The sequence below is a fragment of the Variovorax sp. FW305-3-2-15-B-LB1 genome, from assembly GCF_058787635.1.
The window spans coordinates 1-20,881 of record NZ_JBYSZY010000081.1 but is presented as its reverse complement, the minus strand read 5'-3'; the positions used below and the strand labels follow the sequence as shown (position 1 = coordinate 20,881).

20 protein-coding genes, 1 pseudogene and 1 riboswitch are annotated in these 20,881 nt (G+C 68.4%); of the genes and pseudogenes, 18 read left to right on the top strand and 3 right to left on the bottom strand.

Features of this window, described 5'->3' with window-relative positions; translation table 11 throughout:
* Positions 1-32: 32 nt before the first annotated feature.
* The 5 genes from AC3WQR_RS29740 (at position 33) to AC3WQR_RS29720 (ending at position 3,304) form a co-directional block, all read left to right on the top strand.
* On the top strand, positions 33-629 hold the full coding sequence (locus AC3WQR_RS29740) for a peptidylprolyl isomerase (RefSeq protein WP_369632594.1): 597 nt from the start codon (positions 33-35) through the stop codon (positions 627-629).
* A 27-nt stretch (positions 630-656) separates the two neighbouring features.
* Complete coding sequence (locus AC3WQR_RS29735) at positions 657-1,169, top strand: peptidylprolyl isomerase (protein ID WP_070060416.1); 513 nt, start codon at positions 657-659, stop codon at positions 1,167-1,169.
* A 25-nt stretch (positions 1,170-1,194) separates the two neighbouring features.
* Positions 1,195-1,971: a UDP-2,3-diacylglucosamine diphosphatase gene (locus AC3WQR_RS29730; RefSeq protein ID WP_489057031.1), complete on the top strand. Its 777-nt coding sequence runs from the start codon at positions 1,195-1,197 to the stop codon at positions 1,969-1,971.
* A 15-nt stretch (positions 1,972-1,986) separates the two neighbouring features.
* The gene (locus AC3WQR_RS29725; protein ID WP_492745565.1) at positions 1,987-2,778 is read left to right on the top strand and encodes a M90 family metallopeptidase; all 792 of its coding nucleotides are present in this window, start codon (positions 1,987-1,989) and stop codon (positions 2,776-2,778) included.
* 232 nt (positions 2,779-3,010) lie between these two features.
* The gene (locus AC3WQR_RS29720; RefSeq protein WP_095745032.1) at positions 3,011-3,304 is read left to right on the top strand and encodes a GYD domain-containing protein; all 294 of its coding nucleotides are present in this window, start codon (positions 3,011-3,013) and stop codon (positions 3,302-3,304) included.
* 72 nt (positions 3,305-3,376) lie between these two features.
* Here AC3WQR_RS29720 and AC3WQR_RS29715 read toward each other — a convergent pair whose 3' ends face one another.
* The 3 genes from AC3WQR_RS29715 to AC3WQR_RS29705 are packed head-to-tail and all read right to left on the bottom strand — an operon-like array spanning position 3,377 to position 10,228.
* The gene (locus tag AC3WQR_RS29715) at positions 3,377-6,217 is read right to left on the bottom strand and encodes a DUF349 domain-containing protein (protein WP_492745563.1); all 2,841 of its coding nucleotides are present in this window, start codon (positions 6,215-6,217) and stop codon (positions 3,377-3,379) included.
* Complete coding sequence (locus AC3WQR_RS29710) at positions 6,214-6,396, bottom strand: hypothetical protein (protein ID WP_492745561.1); 183 nt, start codon at positions 6,394-6,396, stop codon at positions 6,214-6,216. Before AC3WQR_RS29710 ends, AC3WQR_RS29715 begins: the two co-directional genes overlap by 4 nt.
* 10 nt (positions 6,397-6,406) lie before the next feature.
* A complete protein-coding gene (locus AC3WQR_RS29705; protein WP_492745559.1) occupies positions 6,407-10,228 on the bottom strand; it encodes a DUF748 domain-containing protein in 3,822 nt (1,273 codons plus the stop codon).
* 713 nt (positions 10,229-10,941) lie between these two features.
* On the opposite strand from AC3WQR_RS29705, the gene AC3WQR_RS29700 reads away from it, so the two are divergent.
* The 13 genes and pseudogenes from AC3WQR_RS29700 to AC3WQR_RS29640 all read left to right on the top strand — a co-directional run.
* Positions 10,942-11,802 (top strand): lytic transglycosylase domain-containing protein, encoded by an 861-nt coding sequence (locus tag AC3WQR_RS29700; protein WP_062481551.1) that lies wholly within the window; start codon positions 10,942-10,944, stop codon positions 11,800-11,802.
* 49 nt (positions 11,803-11,851) lie between these two features.
* Positions 11,852-11,978, top strand: a riboswitch (ZMP/ZTP riboswitch).
* A 38-nt stretch (positions 11,979-12,016) separates the two neighbouring features.
* Complete coding sequence (glyA, locus tag AC3WQR_RS29695) at positions 12,017-13,261, top strand: serine hydroxymethyltransferase (RefSeq protein WP_139705484.1); 1,245 nt, start codon at positions 12,017-12,019, stop codon at positions 13,259-13,261.
* 33 nt (positions 13,262-13,294) lie between these two features.
* A complete protein-coding gene (nrdR, locus tag AC3WQR_RS29690; RefSeq protein WP_007836918.1) occupies positions 13,295-13,738 on the top strand; it encodes a transcriptional regulator NrdR in 444 nt (147 codons plus the stop codon).
* Between the two features lie 28 nt (positions 13,739-13,766).
* Positions 13,767-14,897, top strand: coding sequence for a bifunctional diaminohydroxyphosphoribosylaminopyrimidine deaminase/5-amino-6-(5-phosphoribosylamino)uracil reductase RibD (gene ribD, locus AC3WQR_RS29685; protein WP_492745557.1), 1,131 nt, complete (start codon positions 13,767-13,769; stop codon positions 14,895-14,897).
* A gap of 86 nt (positions 14,898-14,983) precedes the next feature.
* Positions 14,984-15,646 (top strand): riboflavin synthase, encoded by a 663-nt coding sequence (locus AC3WQR_RS29680; RefSeq protein WP_492745554.1) that lies wholly within the window; start codon positions 14,984-14,986, stop codon positions 15,644-15,646.
* The gene (gene ribBA / locus AC3WQR_RS29675; RefSeq protein ID WP_492745552.1) at positions 15,643-16,797 is read left to right on the top strand and encodes a bifunctional 3,4-dihydroxy-2-butanone-4-phosphate synthase/GTP cyclohydrolase II; all 1,155 of its coding nucleotides are present in this window, start codon (positions 15,643-15,645) and stop codon (positions 16,795-16,797) included. The genes AC3WQR_RS29680 and ribBA overlap by 4 nt, the downstream gene beginning before the upstream one ends.
* A gap of 6 nt (positions 16,798-16,803) precedes the next feature.
* On the top strand, positions 16,804-17,265 hold the full coding sequence (gene ribH / locus AC3WQR_RS29670; RefSeq protein ID WP_056582067.1) for a 6,7-dimethyl-8-ribityllumazine synthase: 462 nt from the start codon (positions 16,804-16,806) through the stop codon (positions 17,263-17,265).
* Positions 17,262-17,792 (top strand): transcription antitermination factor NusB, encoded by a 531-nt coding sequence (gene nusB, locus AC3WQR_RS29665; RefSeq protein WP_369647275.1) that lies wholly within the window; start codon positions 17,262-17,264, stop codon positions 17,790-17,792. Before ribH ends, nusB begins: the two co-directional genes overlap by 4 nt.
* Positions 17,789-18,976 carry a pyridoxal phosphate-dependent aminotransferase gene (locus AC3WQR_RS29660; protein ID WP_062481568.1) on the top strand — a complete coding sequence of 396 codons (1,188 nt, stop codon included), beginning with the start codon at positions 17,789-17,791 and terminating at the stop codon, positions 18,974-18,976. The genes nusB and AC3WQR_RS29660 overlap by 4 nt, the downstream gene beginning before the upstream one ends.
* Positions 18,973-19,431, top strand: a complete 459-nt coding sequence (gene ybgC, locus AC3WQR_RS29655) for a tol-pal system-associated acyl-CoA thioesterase (RefSeq protein ID WP_070060388.1) — start codon at positions 18,973-18,975, stop codon at positions 19,429-19,431. Before AC3WQR_RS29660 ends, ybgC begins: the two co-directional genes overlap by 4 nt.
* On the top strand, positions 19,428-20,150 hold the full coding sequence (gene tolQ, locus AC3WQR_RS29650) for a protein TolQ (protein ID WP_070060387.1): 723 nt from the start codon (positions 19,428-19,430) through the stop codon (positions 20,148-20,150). Before ybgC ends, tolQ begins: the two co-directional genes overlap by 4 nt.
* A 34-nt stretch (positions 20,151-20,184) precedes the next feature.
* Entirely contained in the window at positions 20,185-20,622 is a 438-nt protein-coding gene (locus AC3WQR_RS29645) for an ExbD/TolR family protein (protein WP_070060386.1), read from the top strand.
* Between the two features lie 3 nt (positions 20,623-20,625).
* Positions 20,626-20,881, top strand: a pseudogene (locus AC3WQR_RS29640) (cell envelope integrity protein TolA); the annotation flags it as partial.

Below are 20,881 nucleotides of genomic sequence, written 5' to 3'. Positions count from 1 at the left end.
GCCCTCCCCTCCACCCGCACACGGAGCCTCATTTGACGACCTCTGCACTTTCCCGTTTCAGCCGCCGCGGCGCCCTCGCACTGGCCGCAGCCCTGGCCTTCGGCGTCGCCGCCGGCGCGCACGCCCAGCAGGCGGCGCCGCGCGTCAAGCTCGCCACCTCGGCGGGCGACATCGTGGTCGAGCTCGATGCGGCCAAGGCCCCCAAGACGGTCGAAAACTTCCTGCAGTACGTCAAGGACAAGCACTACGACGGCACGGTGTTCCACCGCGTCATCGACGGCTTCATGATCCAGGGCGGCGGCTTCACGGCCGACCTGCAGCAAAAGCCCACGCGCCCGCCGATCCCGCTCGAGGCCAACAACGGCCTGAAGAACGACAAGTACACGATCGCGATGGCCCGCACCGGCAACCCCAATTCGGCCACCTCGCAGTTCTTCATCAACGTGAAGAACAACGACTCGCTGAACGCACCCAACCCCGACGGCTACGGCTACACCGTGTTCGGCAAGGTCGTCGCCGGCACCGACGTGGTCGACAAGATCCGCGCCGTGCAGACCGGCAACAAGGGCGGCATGCAGAACGTGCCCGTCGAAACCCTCACCATCAAGTCCGCCACGCTGGCGAAGTAATCCCGTTTCCGAAGAAGGAGCTAACTCATGAGCAACCCCCAAGTCGAACTGCACATCAAGAACTACGGCGTCATCACGCTCGAACTCGACGGCGTGAAGGCACCGAAGTCGACCGCCAACTTCATCGAGTACGTGAAGAAGGGCCACTACGACAACACGGTGTTCCACCGCGTGATCCCCGGCTTCATGGTGCAAGGCGGCGGTTTCGAGCCCGGCATGAAGCAAAAGCCCACCGGCGCCGAGATCGAGAACGAAGCCAACAACGGCCTCAAGAACGCCAACTACACCGTGGCCATGGCCCGCACGAGCGCACCGCACTCGGCCACCGCCCAGTTCTTCATCAACGTGGCCGACAACGGCTTCCTGAACCACACCGCCCCCTCGGCCCAGGGCTGGGGCTACGCGGTGTTCGGCAAGGTCACGGGCGGCACCGATGTCGTCGACAAGATCAAGGCCGTGAAGACGGGCCGCAAGGGCTTCCATGACGACGTGCCCCTCGAGGACGTCGTGATCGAAAAGGCAGTCGTTACTGTCGAGTGATGCACTTCAGGCACGGCGCAGCGGCATGACCCCGGTGGCGAACCCGGCTTTCTCCGAGCTGGTGGCGCCGCCCGCGTGGCGCACCGTCGACCTGATTTCCGACCTGCACCTGCAGGCCAGCGAGCTGGCCACCTTCGAGGCCTGGCAGGGCTACCTGCAGACCACGCCGGCCGATGCGCTGGTGATCCTCGGCGACCTGTTCGAGGTGTGGGTGGGCGACGATGCCGCCGACCAGCCCGGCTTCGAGGCGCAGTGCGTCGAGTTGCTGCAGCGCACGGCGCAGCGCATGCCCGTGTTCTTCATGCACGGCAACCGCGACTTCCTCGTCGGCAAGGCCTTTGCCGCGCAATGCGGCCTGACGCTGCTCGACGACCCCACGGTGCTGGTGCTGCACGGCGAACGCTGGCTGCTGAGCCATGGCGACGCCCTCTGCCTCGAAGACACCGACTACCTCCAGTTTCGCGCCCAGGTGCGCACGCCCGAATGGCAGGCCGCGTTCCTCGCGCGCCCGCTGGAAGAGCGCCGCGCCCTCGCCCGCGCCATCCGCGCACAGAGCGAAGACCGCAAGCGCGATCCCTCGACCCTCTGGGCCGACGTGGACGCCGACGCTGCCCGCCAATGGCTGCAGCACGCGGGCGCCAGCGCGCTGATCCATGGCCACACCCACCGCCCCGCCGTCCACGACCTGGGCCACGGCCTGCGTCGCATCGTGCTGAGCGACTGGGACGCCGCCGCGCACCCGCCGCGCGCGCAGCTGCTGTGCCTGTCGGCCGCCGGCGCGCAGCGCGTCGACCTGCGGTAAGCACACCGAACACCGATGTTCAAGTGGCTGCGCCGGCTGCGCGCCCTGCCCCCGATTCCCGACGCCGCCTGGCGCGCCACGCTCACGCGCTACGCCTTCCTGGGCGAATTGCCGCCCGCGCAGCAGCAACAACTACGCACGCTCGCGGCCGAGTTCCTGCGGGACAAGGAATTCCATGGCACGCAGGGCTTCGTCATCACCGACGAGGTGGCGCTGGCCATCGCGGCGCAGGCCGTGCTGCCGGTGCTGCACCTGAAGGACGGGCTCGACTGGTACGACGATTTCGTCGGCATCGTGGTGCACCCGTCCGAGGTGGTGGCGCCGCGCAAGGTCGTCGATGACGCGCTGGTCGTGCACGAGTACGAAGAGGTCGTCGCCGGCGAGGCGATGGACCAGGGCCCCGTCATGCTCAGCTGGCAGGACGTGCTCGCGAGCAGCGTCAGCAGCGAGGGCGGCTACAACGTCGTGATCCACGAGTTCGCCCACAAGATCGACATGCGCAACGGCATCGCCGACGGCTGCCCGCCGCTGCCGGCCGGCTTCATGGGCCGGCGCAGTGCGCGCGAGGCCCGCGCGGCCTGGATGGCCGTGCTGCAGCCGGCCTACGACGACTTCCGCGAAAAGACCATCCTCGCCGAACGCTTCGGCGCCGAGCCGCCCTGGCTCGACGATTACGGTGCCACCTCGATCAGCGAGTTCTTCGCGGTGGCCTGCGAGGCCTACTTCGTGAACCGGCCGAACTTCGCGCGGGACTTCCCGGCAGTGCTGGTTCTCTTCGATGCGTTCTTTCGGCCTGCGCAGGCCTGACCGCCCCTCACATCTGGTTTCCTTGCTTGCGCGCGCGATCGCGGTCCGCCTACCTCGTCCTGAGTAGGCGCTGATCGGGAGCGCCTTGCCTTTGCAGGCCCCCGGCGTAGCATCGCTGCGGCCATCGCCCTCCACAGCGTCGCTGCGCGCCCGATGACCTGGAGCGTCGCCATCGGGGGCGGCGTTGCTTCATGTGATTCGTCCCCCGCGGATAACAACACAGGAGCAGAAAATGGTGACCTATATCGGCATGCTGAGCTTCACGGACAAGGGCATCCAGAGCGTCAAGGAAACCACCAAACGCGCTGCCGCCGCCAAGGAAACCGCCCAGAAGCTCGGCGTCAACATGCGCGAGATCTTCTGGACCATGGGCGACTGCGATGTGGTCTGCGTGCTGGAGTCCGAGGACGAGCAGGCGCTCTGTGCATTCAGTCTGGCCATCGCCATGCAGGGCAATGTGCGCACGCGCTCCCTGCGCGCCTATACCGCCGGAGAAATGGACAAGATCCTGGCCAAATTGCCTTGAGCCGGGACGGGTCGACACACATGAAAAAGCCCGCACGCGGCGGGCTCCTTCTCATGAACGCGCGCGGACGCCTTACTTGCGCAGCAAAGCCTTCAGTGCGTTCTGCAGACGGCGCGCAGTGGCGGCGTCGTGCGCGGCGGCGAGCACCTTGCCGGCATCCTGACCCCAGGTCTGGGCCGGCGTCGGATCGCCACGCTTCGTCAGCAGCTTGAGCTGCAGCGCGCGGCGTGCGTCGAGTTGCTCGGCGGGCGTCGGCACTTCGGCGGCCATCTCCAGGCGCAGCAGTGCTTCGGCGGCATCGCTCGCGCCGGCCGTCGGTGCGGCACCCACGGCCTGCGACCATTGGGTGCGCACGGCCGGCGTCACGGCACGGCCCAGTTCCTGCACGCTGGGCAGGCGGGCGGCATCGCGCTGCTCCCAGGCGCCGAGCACCTGCGTGAGCGCTTCGCCGTGGGCCTGCGCGGCCAGCTTGCGCAGCGCCATGTCGGCACGCTCGAGCGCTTCGCGCTGCGCGCGGAAGGCGGCATCGCCCAGGCGCGGGCCGCGGTCTTCGCGCGGCGGACGGTCGCCGAAACGGCCACCGCCCGGCGCGCCGCGATCGCCACCACGGGCATCAGGACGCGGGCCGCCGCGGTCGTTCGGACGGCCGGGGCCGCCGGCACCGGGACGGCCACCGTCGCGGCGATCACCGAAGCGGCCCGTGCCGCGAGCGGCCGGTGCGGCTTCGGCCTTCTTGCTGCTGGGCCGGTCGTCGCCACGCATGGCGACCACGGGCTTGGGTGCGGGCTTCGGCGGCGCGGCCGGAGCGACGCTCGCAGCCTCGCCGGCTTCGTGCGCGGCGCTGTCGCTGCGGGCCGAAGCATCGGCGCCGTCTGCGGGAGCGACCAGGTCGGGCGCGTCGGCCACTGCTGCCGCGGGTGCGGACGGCGTGGCTTCGGCATCGCTCGAACCCGGCGTCTGCTCGGCGCTTTCGCCGAACTCGGCAGCGGCCTGGCCGGGGGCTTCGACACCGGTCGCGCCGACCGAGGGGCCGTCGCTCGTGGTGGCGGGTGCCGGTGCGGGCACTTCACCGCGCAGTGCAGCTTCGAGGCCGGCGATGGCGGCGCGGATCTTCTGTGCGTCGCCGCCGGCATTGGCCGCGTCGAGCGCCTTGGAGGCTTCGAGCACATGGCGGTCGTGCTCGCTCATGGCGGCCGATGCCTTTTCGCGCTCGACCGTCTTGCGGTTGAAGGCTTCGTCGATGGGTGCGCGGAACGCGTCCCACAGCTTCTGTTCGTGGCGGCGGTCGAGCGGCACGCTCTGCGCCTCGTGCTGCCAGCGCTGTTGCAGCGCCTTCACGGCATCGATGCGCAGCATCGGCTGGGCGCCCAGCTCGGTGGCTTCGGCGATCATGGCCTGGCGACGCTCGACACTGGCCTTCTGCGCCGTTTCGAACGGGGCACGGGCGGCACCGAACACTTCATTCCACAGCGGTTGCAGCTCGGCGAACACCTTCTCGCCCACGTGGCCGGCATCGCGCCAGCGGTCGGCGAACTGGTGCAGCGCGCGGTTGTGCGCCTTCAGGTCGGTGGCGCCGGCATGCGCGGCGGCCCAGGCCTTGACCTCTTCGATGAGTGCGACGCGCAGGGCGCGGTGCTCGGCGGCATCGGCGCGCACCTTCTCGAGCCAGGCCTCGACCACCTTGTGGGCTTCGTTGCAGGCTTCGTCGAAACGCTTCCACAGCGCGTGGTTCGGCACGCCGCCCTGGTCGGCCTGCTTCCACTGGTCGCGCAGGGCGCGCAGGGTTTCCTGCATCTTGCGGCCACCAAGGGCCTGGCCTTCGGGGCGCTTGAGCAGGCCTTCGGCCTTGGCGACGAGGTCTTCGCGCACCTTGTCGGCGCTCCAGCGCTGCCAGCCTTCGAGTTCGCCGGCGGCAACCAGCGCGGCGTGCACGCGGGCTTCGAGCGGCGCGTCGACCAGCTTGCCGTGCTCCTTGAGCACGGCGCGCAGCGCGGCGGCGGCGCCGGCACTGGCCTTGCCGTGGCCTTCGGCGGTTTCCTGTTCGAGCTTGGCGAGGGCGGCCTGCACGGCGTCTTGCGCCGCGGCGCGCACGGCCGGGTCGACCTTGGGTGCGGCGGGACGGGCGGGCGCGGCGGGCTTGGGCGCAACCACTTCGCCGCGTGCCGCGCGCAGTTCGTCGGCCCAGACGGGCACCGGCGGCAGCGGCGCGGCGGCATCGGCCGCGGCGGCAACGGCCTGCGCCAGCGCGCCGTGGAACGAATCGGACACCACGAGCAGCTGCGACTTGGAGGCTTCGAGCTGGGGTGCGAACTTGGCGTCGAGGCTGTTCCAGTTGGCATCGGCCACGATGTCGGCGGCTTGCTGCTGCCAGTGGGTCACGTCGGCGCGCAGCGATTCCTCGGCGGCCTGGGCGTCCTTCCAGCCCTTGGTGGACAGCACTTCGAAGCGCTGCGCCAGCAGGACGGCGGCTTCGCGGTGGACCTGCGCACGGTGCTGCAGGTCTTCGATGCCCTTGACGCGCTCGGCCAGCTGGGCCTTCAGCCCGGCCAGCGGTTCGCGCGACAGCGGCGCGCCGGCCTTGGCGGCGTCACGCTGCCAGGCCAGTGCGTCGGCGATGTTGAGCTTGGACTGCGCCAGCAGCGTTTCGGCCTTCTGCGCCCATTCGGCGGCGATGGCTTCCTGGCCCTTGGCGCGTTTGATTTCGTCGAGCTTTTCGCGCAGCAGGCGCGCGGCGCCCTTGTCGCGGCCGCTCAACTCCTTGAAGACCTCTTGCATCTGCTCGGACGAAGGGTTGCCCGCGAGCCAGTCGCGGATGCGCGCGGCGCGCTCGCCCGAGGTCGGCGCGGTGAAGGCGCCGCCGGTGAGCGTGTCGAGGGCCTGGAGGTCGTGTGGCTTGGAAGAAGTAGAGGTCACTGCGCGAAATCGTTGTCTTGGTAGAGAAAGCGAAGGCGCCGGCAAAGGCCGGCGCACATCGACATTTTCACCCAGTTGGCGAACAGCCCGCCGAATTCCGTGTCGGAACTGCGGCGCGCACCGTTCGGCGGGCTGAAAAGGGCCCGCAAGATATATGGCAAGGCGAGGCGAAAAGCCAAGCCCCGCCGGCTATTTCATGGTCAGGCTCAGCTCGGCGCCGGGCTTCCAGTCGCTGCCGCTGGCCGTGGTGCGCACGGCCCCCAGGAACAGGCGCTCGCTCGGCAGCTTCTGCGCCAGCAGGTAGTCGCGCACCACGGCGCCGCGCTCGACGGCGAGCTGGCGCATCGATTCCTCGTCGACCGGCACGCTGGCCAGCAGCAGGTTTTCCATTTCCTTCACCGGCAGGTCCTTGGCCAGGCCGACCATGTTGCGCGGCTTGGTGATGTCGGAGCGCTTGTAGACGGCCGTGAGCAGCTCCGGGTACTCGGCATCGGTCACCGGCGCCACCTCGGTGCCGGTCTGGCCGCCGCGCACCGCGACACGGCGCTTCTCGGCCTGGGTCAGCTGGCGCAGGCGCTGGCGCTGGTAGGCGTCGCGCTCCTTCTCGAGGCTGGAGGTACCCACCACCGTCATCTGCAGCGTCGGCCGCTCGGTCAGGGCCTTCACGACCTTGTCCAGGCTTTCTTTCGCGCCGCTGCTGAGCGTGGAACTGCCAGGCTCGAAGGTGATGGCGCTCGAGTCGCCGCTGCCGCCACCGCCCAGGCCGCCGGTCAGCAGGCTGAACGGCGCGGTCACGGCCTTGACGATCAGGTTGACCACGGCCTTGAAGATCAGCGGGCCGATGCTGAACTGCGGATCGTTGAGCGAGCCGCGCAGCGGCAGGTCGACATCGATCACGCCGTTGCGGTCGGCCAGCAAGGTCACGGCCAGGCGCACGGGCAGGCTGTTGGGCGCGCCGGCCACCTCGTCGCCGAACTTCAGCTGGTTGAGCACCAGCTTGTTGGTGGCGGTGAGCTGGCCGTCGGGCGCGATCTTGTAATTGACGTCCATGCTCATCTTGCCGCGCTCGATGCCGTGGCCCGCGTAACGCACCGAATACGGCGACAGCGGCGCCAGGTCGAGGTCGCGCATCTTGGCGGTGATGTCAAGTTCGAGCGGCTTGGCCAGCGGGTTGAGCTTGCCGGTGATTTCCAGCGCCGCGGTCTGCTGCGCCTTGCCGCGCAGCTCGAGGTCGGCCAGCGCCGGTCGACCGCCCTGCCCGTTCGGCGGGTTCGACGAGAAGGAACTGAGCTTGCCGGTCAGCTCGCTCAGGTCGGCCGAGTAGTTGGGCTTGACGAACAGGTCGGTGAAGTCGATCTTGCCGTTGACCAGGCTCATCGGACCGAAGTTGATGACGGGCGCCGGGCCGCTATCGGCCGCAGGCGCGGCAGCCACGACGGGTGCGGACGCAGCCGGCGCAGGCTCGGGCGCGCCGCCGACCATGGCTTCGGCCGACACCGGCGCACCGCCCGAAGCCCGCTGTGGCGCCGAGGCGGCCGGCGCGCGGGTCGTGGTGGTCGTGCCACCCGGGCCCTTCTTGGTGCTGGCTTCGGTGGCGGCGGCCGCGGCGGCCTTCGAGGCTTCCTCGCCCTTCTTGGTCAGGCTCAGCAGGTTCAGGCGGCCGGTGGGGTCGACGATCACGCGGGCGAAGAAGTCGGTCAGCGTGGTTTCGCGCACGTCCACGGTCGGGGCCGCGTTGGGTGCGAGGCTGACCTGCAGGCCGCGCAGGCTCAGGGTCTTCCAGCTCAGCAGCTGGCTGTTGTTGCGGTCGAAGCCAGGCGACTGGGTCAGCGAGACGCTGTTGGCGCGGAAGTCGTCCAGCGCGGTGTCGCCGGCCAGCTTCAGGCTCATGCCGGCCGGCGCGCTCGCGTAGCGCACCGTCCCGCGGTAGTTCGCGAAGGCGCGGCGGATGTCCACATTGAGCGCGTCGGCGTAGTAGGCCTTGAAGGCATGCGCCGGGAAGGACGCCACCTCGAGCCGCCCCTCGGCCGCCAGCGGCTTGAGCACGATGTTGCCCTTGTAGTCGAAGCGTCCCGGGTCCGCGCGGCGGCCCGCGCCGATGCGGCCCGATACCTGCAGCGGCGAGACGGTGTTGGTGTCGGGTGCGATCTTCTGGGCCAGCAGCTTGAAGGCCGTGACCTCGATCGCCACCGGCGCCGAGCCGGCCTTGTCCGCATAGGACAGGCTGCCGTTGTCGACCGCCAGCGTGCCCAGGGTCAGCGCCCAGGGCTTGGTGTTGGCACTATTCGGGCGCGCCGCGCCGGCGTCGGCCGGCTTGGGCGCCGCCACCTTGGCGCCGCCGGCCGGGGTCTTGAGCCAGCGCTCGAACATCCAGCGCTTCTCGTTGTCGCGCTCGACGCTCACCTTCGGGTTGGTCGCGGTGAACGACGCGATGTTCAAGGTGTGCTTGGTCATGTCGACCTCGGCGTCGACCAGTTCGAAGCGCCCGACGCTGGCCAGCGCGGTCTTGGCCTGGGTCAGCGCCAGGCCGTCGGCCGCCAGGCGGCGCGCCTTGAACTTCAGGTCGGGCTGGGCCCAGGACACATCGATCTGGCCGCTGAGCTTGCCGTCGAGCGTGGGCTCCAGGCTCTGCGCCAGGTACGGCGCGGCCAGCGACAGCGGCAGCGCCTCGACCTCGGTCTGCACGTCGGCGACCTTGTCGGTGGCATTGCCCTTGAACTTCAGCGTGGCGCCCGCGACGGCGGTGCTGCCGTCGAACTGCGCGGGCTTTTCCATGGGCCAGGTGACGGCCGTGAGGTTGATGCCGAGGTCGGTGAGGTCGATGGCCGCGGCGGGCTTGACGGTTTCGTCGCGCCAGCCGACACGGCCGCCGTCGAGCGCGATCTTGTCGACCTGCACCTTGAGCTTGGGCTTCTCGACGGCCGGATTGCCGCCCGGGGCGCTGGCGGCGGGCGCGGGCAGCGGCGCCGCCTTTTCGGCCGCGCCGGTCGCCGGGTCGGTGGCCATCAGGTTGAGCTGGCCGGCGGCGTCGCGCGCCACCACCAGCTGCGGCTTGGTCAGCGCGACCTCGCTCAGGTGGAACACCGACTCCAGCGGTCGCACGTCGGCCAGTGCCAGCTTGAGCGAGTCGAAGCCCAGCAGGTCGCGACCGCGCGCGTCGCCCAGCTTGGCGCCATGGGCCTCGACCGTGCCGGTGATCTTCAGTCCGATGGTGCTGGTCTGCTGGAAATCGATCTTCAGGTCGGCATCCAGGCTGCCGGCCTGCAGCTTCACCGGCAGGCCGCCGGGGATGTAGCCCAGGTAGGGCACGAGGTCGAGCCCCTTGAACTGCACGTGGGCGTCGGTCTTGCGGCTTTGCGCGAACGGGGTCGTGAAGGCGGCCGAGTCGAACTGGCTGCCGTTGAGCGCAAAGGCCAGCTTGGGCTCGGTCGTGATCTCGCGCTTGGAGGCGAGGTTGCTCAGGAACGGCACGTTCAGCATGAAGCCGCGCAGCTCGTGCCGGCGCTTGACGGTCTGGTCGTCGAAGTCGACCGCGCCGTCCTTGATCGAGATGTTGTAGATCGCGAAGCGCGCGGGCTCGGCCTTCGGATCGGGCGGCGGGCCCGAGGCCAGCTTGGCCAGGATGTCGTCGATGTCGTACTTGCCGTCGGCCAGGTGCGTGAGCAGCACCGCGGGCGCCTCGACCGTCACCGCGTCGATCACGGGCGCCAGGCGGAACAGCGATTGCAGTTCGGCGTCGGCATAGATGCGCTTGATGGCCACCTGCGGCTGCTTGCCGTCGGCGGTGGCGATGCGCAGGTCATTCAGTGCGAGCTCGAGCGTCCAGGGCTTGAAGTCGATCTTGCCGACGGTGACCTGCCGGCCCAGCTTTTCGCTCGCGATCATCTGGAGCTGGCTCTTGGCGATCGGCGGCACCGCCAGCCACGCGATGGCCCACAGGGCCAACACCACCAGCAACGCGACGACCCCACGCCGCACCCATTTGTTCTGTTTGATCGAAGCAGCATCCATCCGCAGAAGTGTGCCGCAAACAGATGCCAACAAAGTCTGCGGAAACGTGAATGCGTTCCCTTTTGGCGAGGCATTGCGATGCCCGCGCGCCCCTCGACAGGATCGGTAGGCCGAAAGTGTGAGCCCCACAAACAAGAAAGCCCGGTGAGTCGACGAAGTGTCTTGTCACCGGGCTTGATGGCGGGCTCAAAACCCATGCCATCGATTCGCGCGACCGGAAGTAATGGTTCCCGCCGTGCTGGCAGCAAGAGATTGCCGCCGTGGAGTCCTCCATCGTTCGAGTCCTTGACTTGCACCTCGGACTGCCTGACTTCGGAAAAACGCCTGAAACCTCAGGCCCGTCCAGATTAGGCGTCTCACCCTTCCTTTGCAAATCCCTTTTTCCAAGGGATTTCCCGTAGGCCCGCTCCCCTTGGAAGCCCCTCGGACGGGGGGATTCTTCAAGCACTTATTAACATATGAAACCAAATCCTTATGCTTGACCGTGTATTTAGCCACGATAGAATCCCGCCTGCCCTTGCTGCCGGACGCAGCAGGGCCTCCCTGAATCCGCTGCCGAATTCCACCGGCGTGATCAGGCCGCCGCGCTCCCTACCCCACACCCCCTCCATGCGCGGAGCCTGATTCGTACATACCAATCCAAGCGCCGCTGCCTTCATCCACCGCCCTTTCAGGCGCTGCATGCCAGGTGCCGCACAGAAAGGAAAAAAGCGATGAGCAAGGCGTTTGATGCCACAGCCCGCGGGCTACGGACCTTCGTGTCCGATGTGGCAGACGGCTTTTTTGAAATCACCCACAACGGGTTTGCGTTGGTCGGCCTGGCCATCGTGTTCGCGGCCCTCGCCCTCGTGGCGCGCCCCGACCTGCGCAAGACCGGCGAGGAACAACTGATGGGCTGGCTGCAGTCGCGCAAGCCCGCGCCCGAACCCACCGACCTGGAGCCGACCGCCATCGAGCGCACCACGGCCGCGAGCCCCGACGAGCTGCCCAAGCAGCAGGCGGCGGTGGCCTACTGGCTCAGCAAGAAGTACCGCGTTGCGGCCGAGCCGCTGAGCGTGCTGGTCTCCGAGGCCTACCAGATCGGCAAGCGCACCAAGCTCGACCCGACGCTGATCCTGGCCATCATGGCCATCGAATCCAGCTTCAACCCGTTCGCGCAAAGCCACGTCGGCGCCCAGGGCCTGATGCAGGTCATGACCCGCGTGCACGGCGACAAGTACGAAAGCGCGGGCGGCACGCTCACCGCCTTCGACCCCGTGACCAACATGCGCGTCGGCGTGAAGGTGCTGCAGGAATGCATCGCCCGCGCCGGCTCGCTCGAAGGCGGCCTGCGCTACTACGTGGGCGCCGCCAACCTCGACGACGACGGCGGCTATGCCGCCAAGGTGCTGGCCGAACACGAGCGCCTGCGCCAGGTCGCCGCCGGCCGTGCGCCGTCGACGATGGTCGTGCCGCCGCCGACCACGGCGCGCGCACAGCCGATTCCGGTCGTGGCACCGGCCAAGCCCGCGGGTGAAGAGCCCGCTACCGGCAGCGAGCCGGCCAAGGTCGCCCTGCTCTCCGCAGTTTCCTGAGGCCTTGCCGGCCCTCCCCGCCCGGATGCGTGCGGGCCTGCGCTACACTCGGCCTGTACGCGACTGGCGATAGGCGCAGCACCCTGAAAAAGGTGCCACGCGCTGACGTGGAATACCACTGGGAAGCGTGCCGCCTGACCACAACAGGCGTTCAGCCGTTCGCCTGGGCAGCCCTTGTTTGGTTGAACAAGGACCTCGTCTTCAAAGGACTGCCATGTACCAACGCAATATCCTGGTCGAACAGACCGATCCCGAAATCTGGGCCGCCATTCAAGCCGAAAACGCGCGCCAGGAACATCACATCGAGCTGATCGCCAGCGAGAACTACGCCTCGCCGGCCGTCATGGCCGCCCAGGGCTCGCAGCTCACTAATAAATACGCCGAAGGCTACCCGGGCAAGCGCTACTACGGCGGCTGCGAGCACGTCGACGTGGCCGAGCAGCTGGCCATCGACCGCGTCAAGCAGATCTTCGGCGCCGATGCCGCCAACGTGCAGCCGCATTGCGGCGCCTCGGCCAACGAAGCCGTGATGCTCGCCTTCCTGAAGCCCGGCGACACCATCATGGGCATGAGCCTGGCCGAAGGCGGCCACCTGACCCACGGCATGCCTCTCAATATGAGCGGCAAGTGGTTCAACGTGGTGAGCTACGGCCTGGACGCCAACGAAGCCATCGACTACGACGCGATGGAACGCAAGGCGCATGAGCACATGCCCAAGCTGATCATCGCGGGCGCCTCGGCCTACTCGCTGCACATCGACTTCGAGCGCTTCGCCAAGGTCGCCAAGGACGTCGGCGCGATCTTCATGGTCGACATCGCCCACTACGCCGGCCTCGTGGCCGCGGGCGTGTACCCCAACCCGGTGCCGCACGCCGACATCGTCACCTCGACCACGCACAAGAGCCTGCGCGGCCCGCGCGGCGGCATCATCCTGATGAAGTCGCAGCACGAGAAGGCGATCAACAGCGCCATCTTCCCCGGCCTGCAAGGCGGCCCGCTGATGCACGTGATTGCCGCCAAGGCCGTCGCGTTCAAGGAAGCCCTGACGCCCGAGTTCAAGGCCTACCAGCAACAGGTGGTCAAGAACGCCCAGATCGTGGCCGACACCCTCACCGCGCGCGGCCTGCGCATCGTGAGCGGACGCACCGAAAGCCACGTCATGCTGGTCGACCTGCGTTCCAAGGGCATCACCGGCAAGGAAGCCGAAGCCGTTCTGGGCGCCGCCCACATGACGATCAACAAGAACGCGATCCCCAACGACCCGGAAAAGCCGATGGTCACCAGCGGCGTGCGCATCGGCACCCCCGCCATGACCACGCGCGGCTTCAAGGACGAAGAGGCCCGCATCACGGCGAACCTGGTGGCCGACGTGCTCGAGAACCCGCGCGACGCGGCGAACATCGACGCGGTGCGCGCCAAGGTCCACGCCTTGACGAGCCGCTTCCCTGTCTACCGTTGATTTCGTAATCAGAAGAAGAGAAGCACTGGCCGCATGAAATGCCCTTTTTGCGGTCATCTCGAAACGCAGGTCGTCGAGACCCGCGTTTCGGAAGACGCCGACTTCGTCCGCAGGCGCCGCCAGTGCAGCGCCTGCGACAAGCGCTTCACCACGTATGAGCGCCCCGACGTCAACTTCCCCGTCGTGGTCAAGAAGGACGGCAGCCGCGCCGACTTCGACTCGACCAAGGTGCGCGCCTCGATGATGCTGGCGCTGCGCAAGCGCCCCGTGAGCATCGAGCAGATCGACAACGCCCTGCTGCGCATCGAACAGAAGCTCCTGGCCAGCGGCCTGCGCGAAATCGATTCGACGAAGGTCGGCGAACTCGTGATGCGCGAACTCAAGAAACTCGACAAGGTCGCCTACGTGCGCTTTGCCTCGGTTTACCGCAGCTTCGAGGACGTGGACGAGTTCCGCCAGCTGCTGCGCGACATCTGACTCCCGAGAAGGCGTGAACGAACCCGGCATGTCCTCTTCCCGACACGACGCCTCCCACATCGCCACCGCCCTGCGGCTGGCCGCCTCCGCGATCCGCCTGACCGACCCGAACCCGCGCGTCGGCTGCGTGCTGTGCGACGCCGGCGGCCACGTGATCGGCCAGGGCCACACGCAACAGGCCGGCGGCCCGCATGCCGAAGTGATGGCGCTGCGCGACGCGCAGGCCCAAGGCCATTCGACTGCGGGCGCCACCGCCTACGTCACGCTCGAACCCTGCTCGCACCACGGCCGCACCGGCCCCTGCTGCGACGCACTGATCGCCGCCGGCGTGCGCCGCGTCGTGGCCTCGCTCGCCGACCCGAACCCGCTCGTGGCGGGACAAGGCTTCGAGCGCCTGCGTGCGGCGGGCGTCGAGGTCGAAGTCGGGCCGGGCGCCGACGAATCCCGCGAACTCAACATCGGCTTCTTCAGCCGCATGATCCGCAAGCAGCCCTGGGTTCGAATGAAGATCGCCGCCTCGATCGACGGCCGCACCGGCCTGCACAACGGCGTGAGCCAGTGGATCACCGGCGAGGCCGCGCGCGCCGACGGCCACGCCTGGCGGGCCCGCACCGGCGCCGTGCTGACCGGCGTCGGCACGCTGCTCGAAGACAACCCGCGCCTGGACGTGCGCCTGGTCGACACGCCGCGCCAGCCCCACCTCGTGGTGGTCGACAGCCACCTCCAGACCTCGCCCGACGCTCACATTTTCATAGCTGGCCGCGCCGTCTGGATCTACGCCGCCAGCCGGCACAACGAAGAAAAGGCAGCCGCGCTCGAAGCCCGCGGCGCCACCATCACCTGCCTGCCCAACCTGCACGGCAAGGTCGACCTGCCCGCGATGCTCAAAGACCTCGCGGCGCGCGGCGTCAACGAACTGCACGTCGAATCGGGCCACAAGCTCAACGGCTCGCTGCTGCGCGAAGGCTGCATGGACGAACTGTTGGTGTACCTGGCGCCCAAGCTGATCGGCAGCGGGCTCGACATCGCCAGCCACCTGCATGCCGAGGGCCCGCTCACCTCGCTGGCGGGTGCGCTGCCGCTCGAATTCAAGTCGGTCGACATGCTGGGGCCCGACCTGCGCATCGTCGCGCGCGTCGCCGGCCGCGACCGCTTCTGAGCCGCCGCCGACGCGGCGCGGCACATTCGCAGCCGCAAACCGGCCCTTCGGGCCGAAGACCCCTCGATGTCTGCGAAAATGTGGAAATGTTCACCGGAATCATCACCGGCGTGGGGCGCATCGCCGCCATCCACGACCTCGGCACCTCCTCCTCCTACGGCAAGCGACTCAGCATCGAGGTGCCCGACGGCTACCTCGACGACGTCGGGCTCGGCGACAGCATCGCGCTCAACGGCGCCTGCATGACGGTCACCACGCTCGCACCTGAACGCGGGCAATTCACCATCGACATTTCCGCGGAGTCCCTCGACAAGACGGCCGGCCTGACCGACGAGGGCAGCCGCATCAACCTCGAGAAGGCCCTGCGCGCGAGCGACCGCCTCGGCGGCCACATCGTCTCGGGCCACGTGGACGGCATCGGCCACGTGAGCTTCTTCGCGCCGGTCGGCGAAAGCTGGGAGCTGCGCGTGGTCGCACCGCCCGCGCTGGCGCGCTTCCTGGCCTACAAGGGCTCGATCACCATCAACGGCGTGAGCCTCACGGTCAACAGCGTGAGCGACATCGCCGAGGGTGCCGAGGTCAGCATCAACCTGATCCCGCACACCGTGGAAAACACCTCCCTCGGCGGCCTGAAGGCCGGCTCGAAGGTCAACCTCGAAATCGACACCGTGGCGCGCTACGTGGAGCGCATGCTTCAGGCCGGCATGCTCACACCCTCTCCTACGTCTCCCAAGGACACTTCGAAATGAACGCCTCCGTCACGCCGATCGGCGCCCCGCGCGCCGACCGTGCACCCGCACCGATCTCCCCGGTCGAAGACATCGTGGCCGAGCTGGCCGCCGGCCGCATGGTCATCCTCGTGGACGAGGAAGATCGCGAGAACGAAGGCGACATCGTCATCGCCGCCGACCACATCACCGCCGAATCCATCAACTTCATGGCCCGCCACGCGCGCGGCCTGATCTGCCTCACGCTCTCGCGCGAGATGTGCGAGCGGCTGCAGCTGCCGCCGATGGTCCAGCGCAACGGCGCCAAGCATTCCACCGCCTTCACCGTCTCCATCGAGGCAGCCGAAGGCGTGACCACCGGCATCTCGGCCGCCGACCGCGCCCGCACCGTGCAGGCCGCCGTGGCGCGCAACGCCGTGGCCGCCGACCTGGTGCAGCCCGGCCACATCTTCCCGCTGCAGGCGGTGGACGGCGGCGTGCTCATGCGCGCCGGCCATACCGAAGCCGGCTGCGACCTGGCCGCCATGGCCGGCTGCTCGCCCGCCTCGGTGATCTGCGAGGTGATGAACGAAGACGGCACGATGGCCCGCCTGCCCGACCTGCAGATCTTCGCGGCCGAACACGGCCTCAAGATCGGCACCATCGCCGCACTCATCGAGCACCGCAGCCGCGTCGAATCGCTGGTCGAAAAAGTCGGCTGCCGCGAGATCCAGACCAACTGGGGCAGCTTCACGGCCCACGCCTTCGTCGACAAGCCCAGCCGCGGCGTGCACCTGGCACTGGTGCGCGGCCAGTGGGCGCCCGAAGAGACGGTGTCGGTGCGCGTGCACGAGCCGCTGTCGGTGCTCGACGCGCTCGAAGTCAACCGCCCGATGCACTCCTGGAGCCTGGACGCCAGCCTCTCGCACATCGCGAACGAAGGCAAGGGCGTGGCCGTGCTGCTGAACTGCGGCGAAACCGCGGCCGAGCTGCTCGCGCAGTTCGACGGCACCGCGCGCCCCGCGCAAGCGCCCGAGCGCGGTCGCATGGACCTGCGCAACTACGGCATCGGCGCGCAGATCCTGCGCGAATGCGGCGTGCACAAGATGAACCTGCTCGGCGCGCCGCGTCGCATGCCGAGCATGGCCGCCGGCTTCGGCCTCGAGATCGCCGGTTACCTCACGAAAGACTGAACGACCATGCAAGGTTCCAACAAGGGCGAGATCACGCTCAACGGCAAAGGCCTGCGCATCGGCATCGTGCAGGCGCGCTTCAACGCCGACATCACCGACGCACTGGCCGCGGCCTGCCTGTCGGAGCTCGAGGCGCTCGGCGTGGCCGCGTCCGACATCCATCATGTGCAGGTGCCCGGCGCGCTCGAAGTGCCCGTGGCGCTGCAGGCGCTCGCCGAGCGCGGCGGCTACCACGCGCTCGTGGCGCTGGGCTGCATCATCCGCGGCGAGACCTACCACTTCGAACTGGTGGCCAACGAATCGGGCGCGAGCGTGAGCCGCGTCGCGCTCGACTACCGCCTGCCCATCGCCAACGCGATCCTCACGACCGAAAACCTCGAACAGGCCGTCGCCCGCCAGACCGACAAGGGCCGCGACGCAGCCCAGGTGGCGGTCGAGATGGCACAACTGCTGGCCACCCTTTCATGACCGAAGACACCTCCAAGTCCGCCAAGCCCCGCCAGTCGCGCACCGGCCTCACCAGCACGGGCGCACGCAAGGCCGCGGCCAAGTCGAACCGCAGCCGCGCACGCGAGTTCGCGCTGCAGGCGCTCTACCAGCACCTGGTGGGCCGCAACGACCCGACCGACATCGACCACTTCACGCGCGACCTCGCGGGTTTCCACAAGGCCGACGCGGCGCACTACGACGCGCTGCTGCACGGCTCGATCAACGGCGCCGAACAGCTCGACGCGCTGATCCTGCCGCTGCTGGACCGCAAGTTCACCGAAATCTCGCCCATCGAGCACGCCGTGATGTGGATCGGCGTGTACGAGTTCCAGAACTGCCCCGACGTGCCCTGGCGCGTGGTGCTCAACGAGTGCATCGAACTCGCCAAGGAATTCGGCGGCACTGACGGCCACAAATACGTGAACGCCGTGCTCAACGGCCTGGCGCCGCAGCTGCGTCCGCTCGAAGTGGAAGCCGACCGGGCCACCGGCAAGGCGCGCCCATGAGGATCTCGACGCGCGCGCAGCGCATCGAACCGTTTTACGTGATGGAGGTCGCCAAGGCGGCCGGCGTGCTGGCCCGCGAAGTGGCCCACACCGACCGTCCGATGATCTTCCTGAACATCGGCGAGCCCGACTTCACCGCCCCGCCCCTCGTGCAGGAAGCTGCCGCCCGCGCCGTGCGCGCCGGCGCCACGCAGTACACGCAGGCCACCGGCCTGGACCACCTGCGCGAGCGCATCAGCGGCTGGTACAAGCAGCGCTTCAACGTCGACGTGCCGGCCCGCCGCATCGTCGTCACGGCCGGTGCCTCGGCCGCGCTGCAGTTGGCCTGCCTCGCGCTGATCGAATCGGGCGACGAGATCCTGATGCCCGACCCGAGCTACCCCTGCAACCGCCACTTCGTGAGCGCTGCGGACGGCAAGGCCGTGCTGGTGCCGACCACGGCCGAGGAGCGCTTTCAGCTCACCGCCGCAAAGGTCGAGGCCGCCTGGACCGACAAGACCCGCGGCGTGCTGCTGGCCTCGCCCTCGAACCCGACCGGCACCTCGATCGCGCCCGACGAGCTGCGCCGCATCCACGAGGTGGTGTCGCAGCGCGGCGGCATCACGCTGATCGACGAGATCTACCTGGGCCTGTCGTACGACGATGCGTTCGGGCAGACGGCACTGGCCATCGACGACAACGTCATCAGCATCAACAGCTTCAGCAAGTACTTCAACATGACGGGCTGGCGCCTCGGCTGGCTGGTGGTGCCCGAAGTGCTGGTGCCGGTGGTCGAGCGCCTGGCGCAGAACCTCTTCATCTGCGCGAGCACGGTGTCGCAGTACGCCGCGCTGGCCTGCTTCGAGGCCGAGAGCATCGCCGAGTACGAACGCCGTCGCGCCGAGTTCAAGGCGCGCCGCGACTGGTTCATTCCGCAACTGAACGCCCTGGGCCTGAACGTGCCCGTGGTGCCCGACGGCGCCTTCTACGCCTGGGCCGACTGCACGAGCGTGGCCGACAAGCTCGGCATCTCGGGCAGCTGGGACTTCGCTTTCGAGACCATGAAGCGCGCCCACCTGGCCGTGACGCCGGGCCGCGACTTCGGCACCGCCGAGACCGCGAAGTTCGTGCGCTTCTCCACTGCCAGCTCGATGGCGCACCTGCAGGAATCGGTCGAGCGCCTGCGGGCCATGATCGCGCAATGAGTTTCGAGTTTCCGATCCGCGTCTACTGGGAAGACACCGATGCGGGTGGCATCGTGTTCTACGCCAACTACCTGAAGTTCATGGAGCGCGGTCGCACCGAGTGGCTGCGCTCCCTGGGCGTCGAGCAGCGCAAGCTCAAGGAAGCCACCGGCGGCCAGTTCGTGGTGAGCGAAACGCAGCTCAAATACCATCGGCCCTCGCGGCTGGACGACGAACTGCTGGTTACAGCCGAGCTGCGGCAACTGGGCACCGCGTCGTTGATAATCGGTCAGCGCGTGCTATCAAAAACAGAGCAAGAACGCACCGGGGCCGCGGCACCGGTCTTGCTGTGCGAAGGCACGATCCGCATCGGCTGGGTGGACGCCGCCACCTTGCGCCCTGCGCGCATTCCGGCCCAAGTTTCGGGAACCCTCGAGCACTCCAGCGGCTCCATGACTCAACCTTTCAAGCCATGAACCAAGATCTCTCCATCATCAATCTCCTGCTCCACGCCAGCTTCGTGGTGCAACTGGTCGTGCTGCTGCTGGTGATCGTGTCGGTCGCCAGCTGGGCCGCCATCATCCGCAAGTACTTCGCCCTCAAGCGCATCCGCGTGCTCAACGACGACTTCGAGCGCGAGTTCTGGTCCGGCACCAGCCTGAACGAGCTGTTCGCCTCGGCGGCTCAGAACGCCAAGTTCGCCGGCCCCATGGAGCGCATCTTCGCCTCCGGCATGCGCGAATACCAGAAGCTGCGCGAGCGCCACGTGACCGACGCGGCCACGCTGCTCGACGGCGCCCGCCGCGCGATGCGCGCGAGCTTCCAGCGCGAACTCGACGCGGCCGAGCAGAACCTGTCGTTCCTGGCCACCGTCGGCTCGGTGTCGCCGTACGTGGGCCTCTTCGGCACGGTCTGGGGGATCATGCATGCCTTCACCGGCCTGGCCGCCCTCACGCAGGTGACGCTGGCCACCGTGGCGCCCGGCATCGCCGAAGCGCTGGTGGCCACGGCCATCGGCCTGTTCGCCGCCATTCCCGCGGTGGTCGGCTACAACCGCTTCGCGCGCGAGATCGACAAGATCGCCATCGCCCTGGAGACCTACATCGAAGAGTTCTCCAACATCCTGCAGCGCAACCTCTCGGCCAACCCCGGCGCCGTGACGCCCGCCGCCTCGGTCACCGCCGCGAACCGCTGAACAGCGGCGCGCACAAGACAAAGGACGCGACGACATGCCCGCCGTTTCATCCCGGGGCCGCGGCCGCCGCACGATCAACGAGATCAACATGGTCCCGTTCATCGACGTGATGCTGGTGCTGCTGATCATCTTCATGGTCACGGCCCCGCTCATCACGCCGAGCGTGATCAACCTGCCGACGGTCGACCGGGCCAACAAGCAGCCGGACAAGCCCATCGAGATCGTCATCAAGAGCGACGACGAAGTGCAGATCAAGAAAGACCCGTCCACCGGCACCGGCGGCGCGTCGATCCCCATGACGCAGATCGGCTCGGCGGCCAAGGCCGCGCAAGGCGGCGACGCCCAGCGCCCCGTGGTCATCAGCGCCGACAAGTCGGTGAAGTACGAAACCGTCGTGAAGGCGATGAACCAGCTCAAGCGCAGCGGCATCGAGCGCGTGGGGCTGTCGGTCACGACCACGGGCGGCAAATAAGGCATGTCGCTCGCCCTGGATCGCCCCGAGTTCGCGCCGCCGCCGCAACGCGGCACGCCCCGCGCGGTTGCGCTCGCCCTCATTGCCCATGCGCTGCTGATCGCCGCCCTCACCTGGGGCGTGCGCTGGCGCAGCGAAGCCGACGACGGCGCGGTCGATGCCGAGCTGTGGTCCACCACGGTGATGCAGGCCGCCCCGCGCCTGTCGGTGCCGGAGCCGCCGGCCCCCGTGCCCGCACCGCCGCCGCCTGCGCCCGCAC

Excerpts from the sequence above, each read along its gene's own strand:
- AC3WQR_RS29735 (WP_070060416.1), top strand. The coding sequence starts at position 657 with ATGAGCAACCCCCAAGTCGAACTGCACATCAAGAACTACGGCGTCATC.
- AC3WQR_RS29730 (WP_489057031.1), top strand. The coding sequence starts at position 1,195 with ATGACCCCGGTGGCGAACCCGGCTTTCTCCGAGCTGGTGGCGCCGCCC.
- AC3WQR_RS29725 (WP_492745565.1), top strand. The coding sequence starts at position 1,987 with ATGTTCAAGTGGCTGCGCCGGCTGCGCGCCCTGCCCCCGATTCCCGAC.
- AC3WQR_RS29720 (WP_095745032.1), top strand. The coding sequence starts at position 3,011 with ATGGTGACCTATATCGGCATGCTGAGCTTCACGGACAAGGGCATCCAG.
- AC3WQR_RS29705 (WP_492745559.1), bottom strand. The coding sequence starts at position 10,228 with ATGGATGCTGCTTCGATCAAACAGAACAAATGGGTGCGGCGTGGGGTC.
- AC3WQR_RS29700 (WP_062481551.1), top strand. The coding sequence starts at position 10,942 with ATGAGCAAGGCGTTTGATGCCACAGCCCGCGGGCTACGGACCTTCGTG.
- glyA (WP_139705484.1), top strand. The coding sequence starts at position 12,017 with ATGTACCAACGCAATATCCTGGTCGAACAGACCGATCCCGAAATCTGG.
- nrdR (WP_007836918.1), top strand. The coding sequence starts at position 13,295 with ATGAAATGCCCTTTTTGCGGTCATCTCGAAACGCAGGTCGTCGAGACC.
- ribD (WP_492745557.1), top strand. The coding sequence starts at position 13,767 with ATGTCCTCTTCCCGACACGACGCCTCCCACATCGCCACCGCCCTGCGG.
- AC3WQR_RS29680 (WP_492745554.1), top strand. The coding sequence starts at position 14,984 with ATGTTCACCGGAATCATCACCGGCGTGGGGCGCATCGCCGCCATCCAC.
- ribBA (WP_492745552.1), top strand. The coding sequence starts at position 15,643 with ATGAACGCCTCCGTCACGCCGATCGGCGCCCCGCGCGCCGACCGTGCA.
- ribH (WP_056582067.1), top strand. The coding sequence starts at position 16,804 with ATGCAAGGTTCCAACAAGGGCGAGATCACGCTCAACGGCAAAGGCCTG.
- nusB (WP_369647275.1), top strand. The coding sequence starts at position 17,262 with ATGACCGAAGACACCTCCAAGTCCGCCAAGCCCCGCCAGTCGCGCACC.
- AC3WQR_RS29660 (WP_062481568.1), top strand. The coding sequence starts at position 17,789 with ATGAGGATCTCGACGCGCGCGCAGCGCATCGAACCGTTTTACGTGATG.
- ybgC (WP_070060388.1), top strand. The coding sequence starts at position 18,973 with ATGAGTTTCGAGTTTCCGATCCGCGTCTACTGGGAAGACACCGATGCG.
- tolQ (WP_070060387.1), top strand. The coding sequence starts at position 19,428 with ATGAACCAAGATCTCTCCATCATCAATCTCCTGCTCCACGCCAGCTTC.
- AC3WQR_RS29645 (WP_070060386.1), top strand. The coding sequence starts at position 20,185 with ATGCCCGCCGTTTCATCCCGGGGCCGCGGCCGCCGCACGATCAACGAG.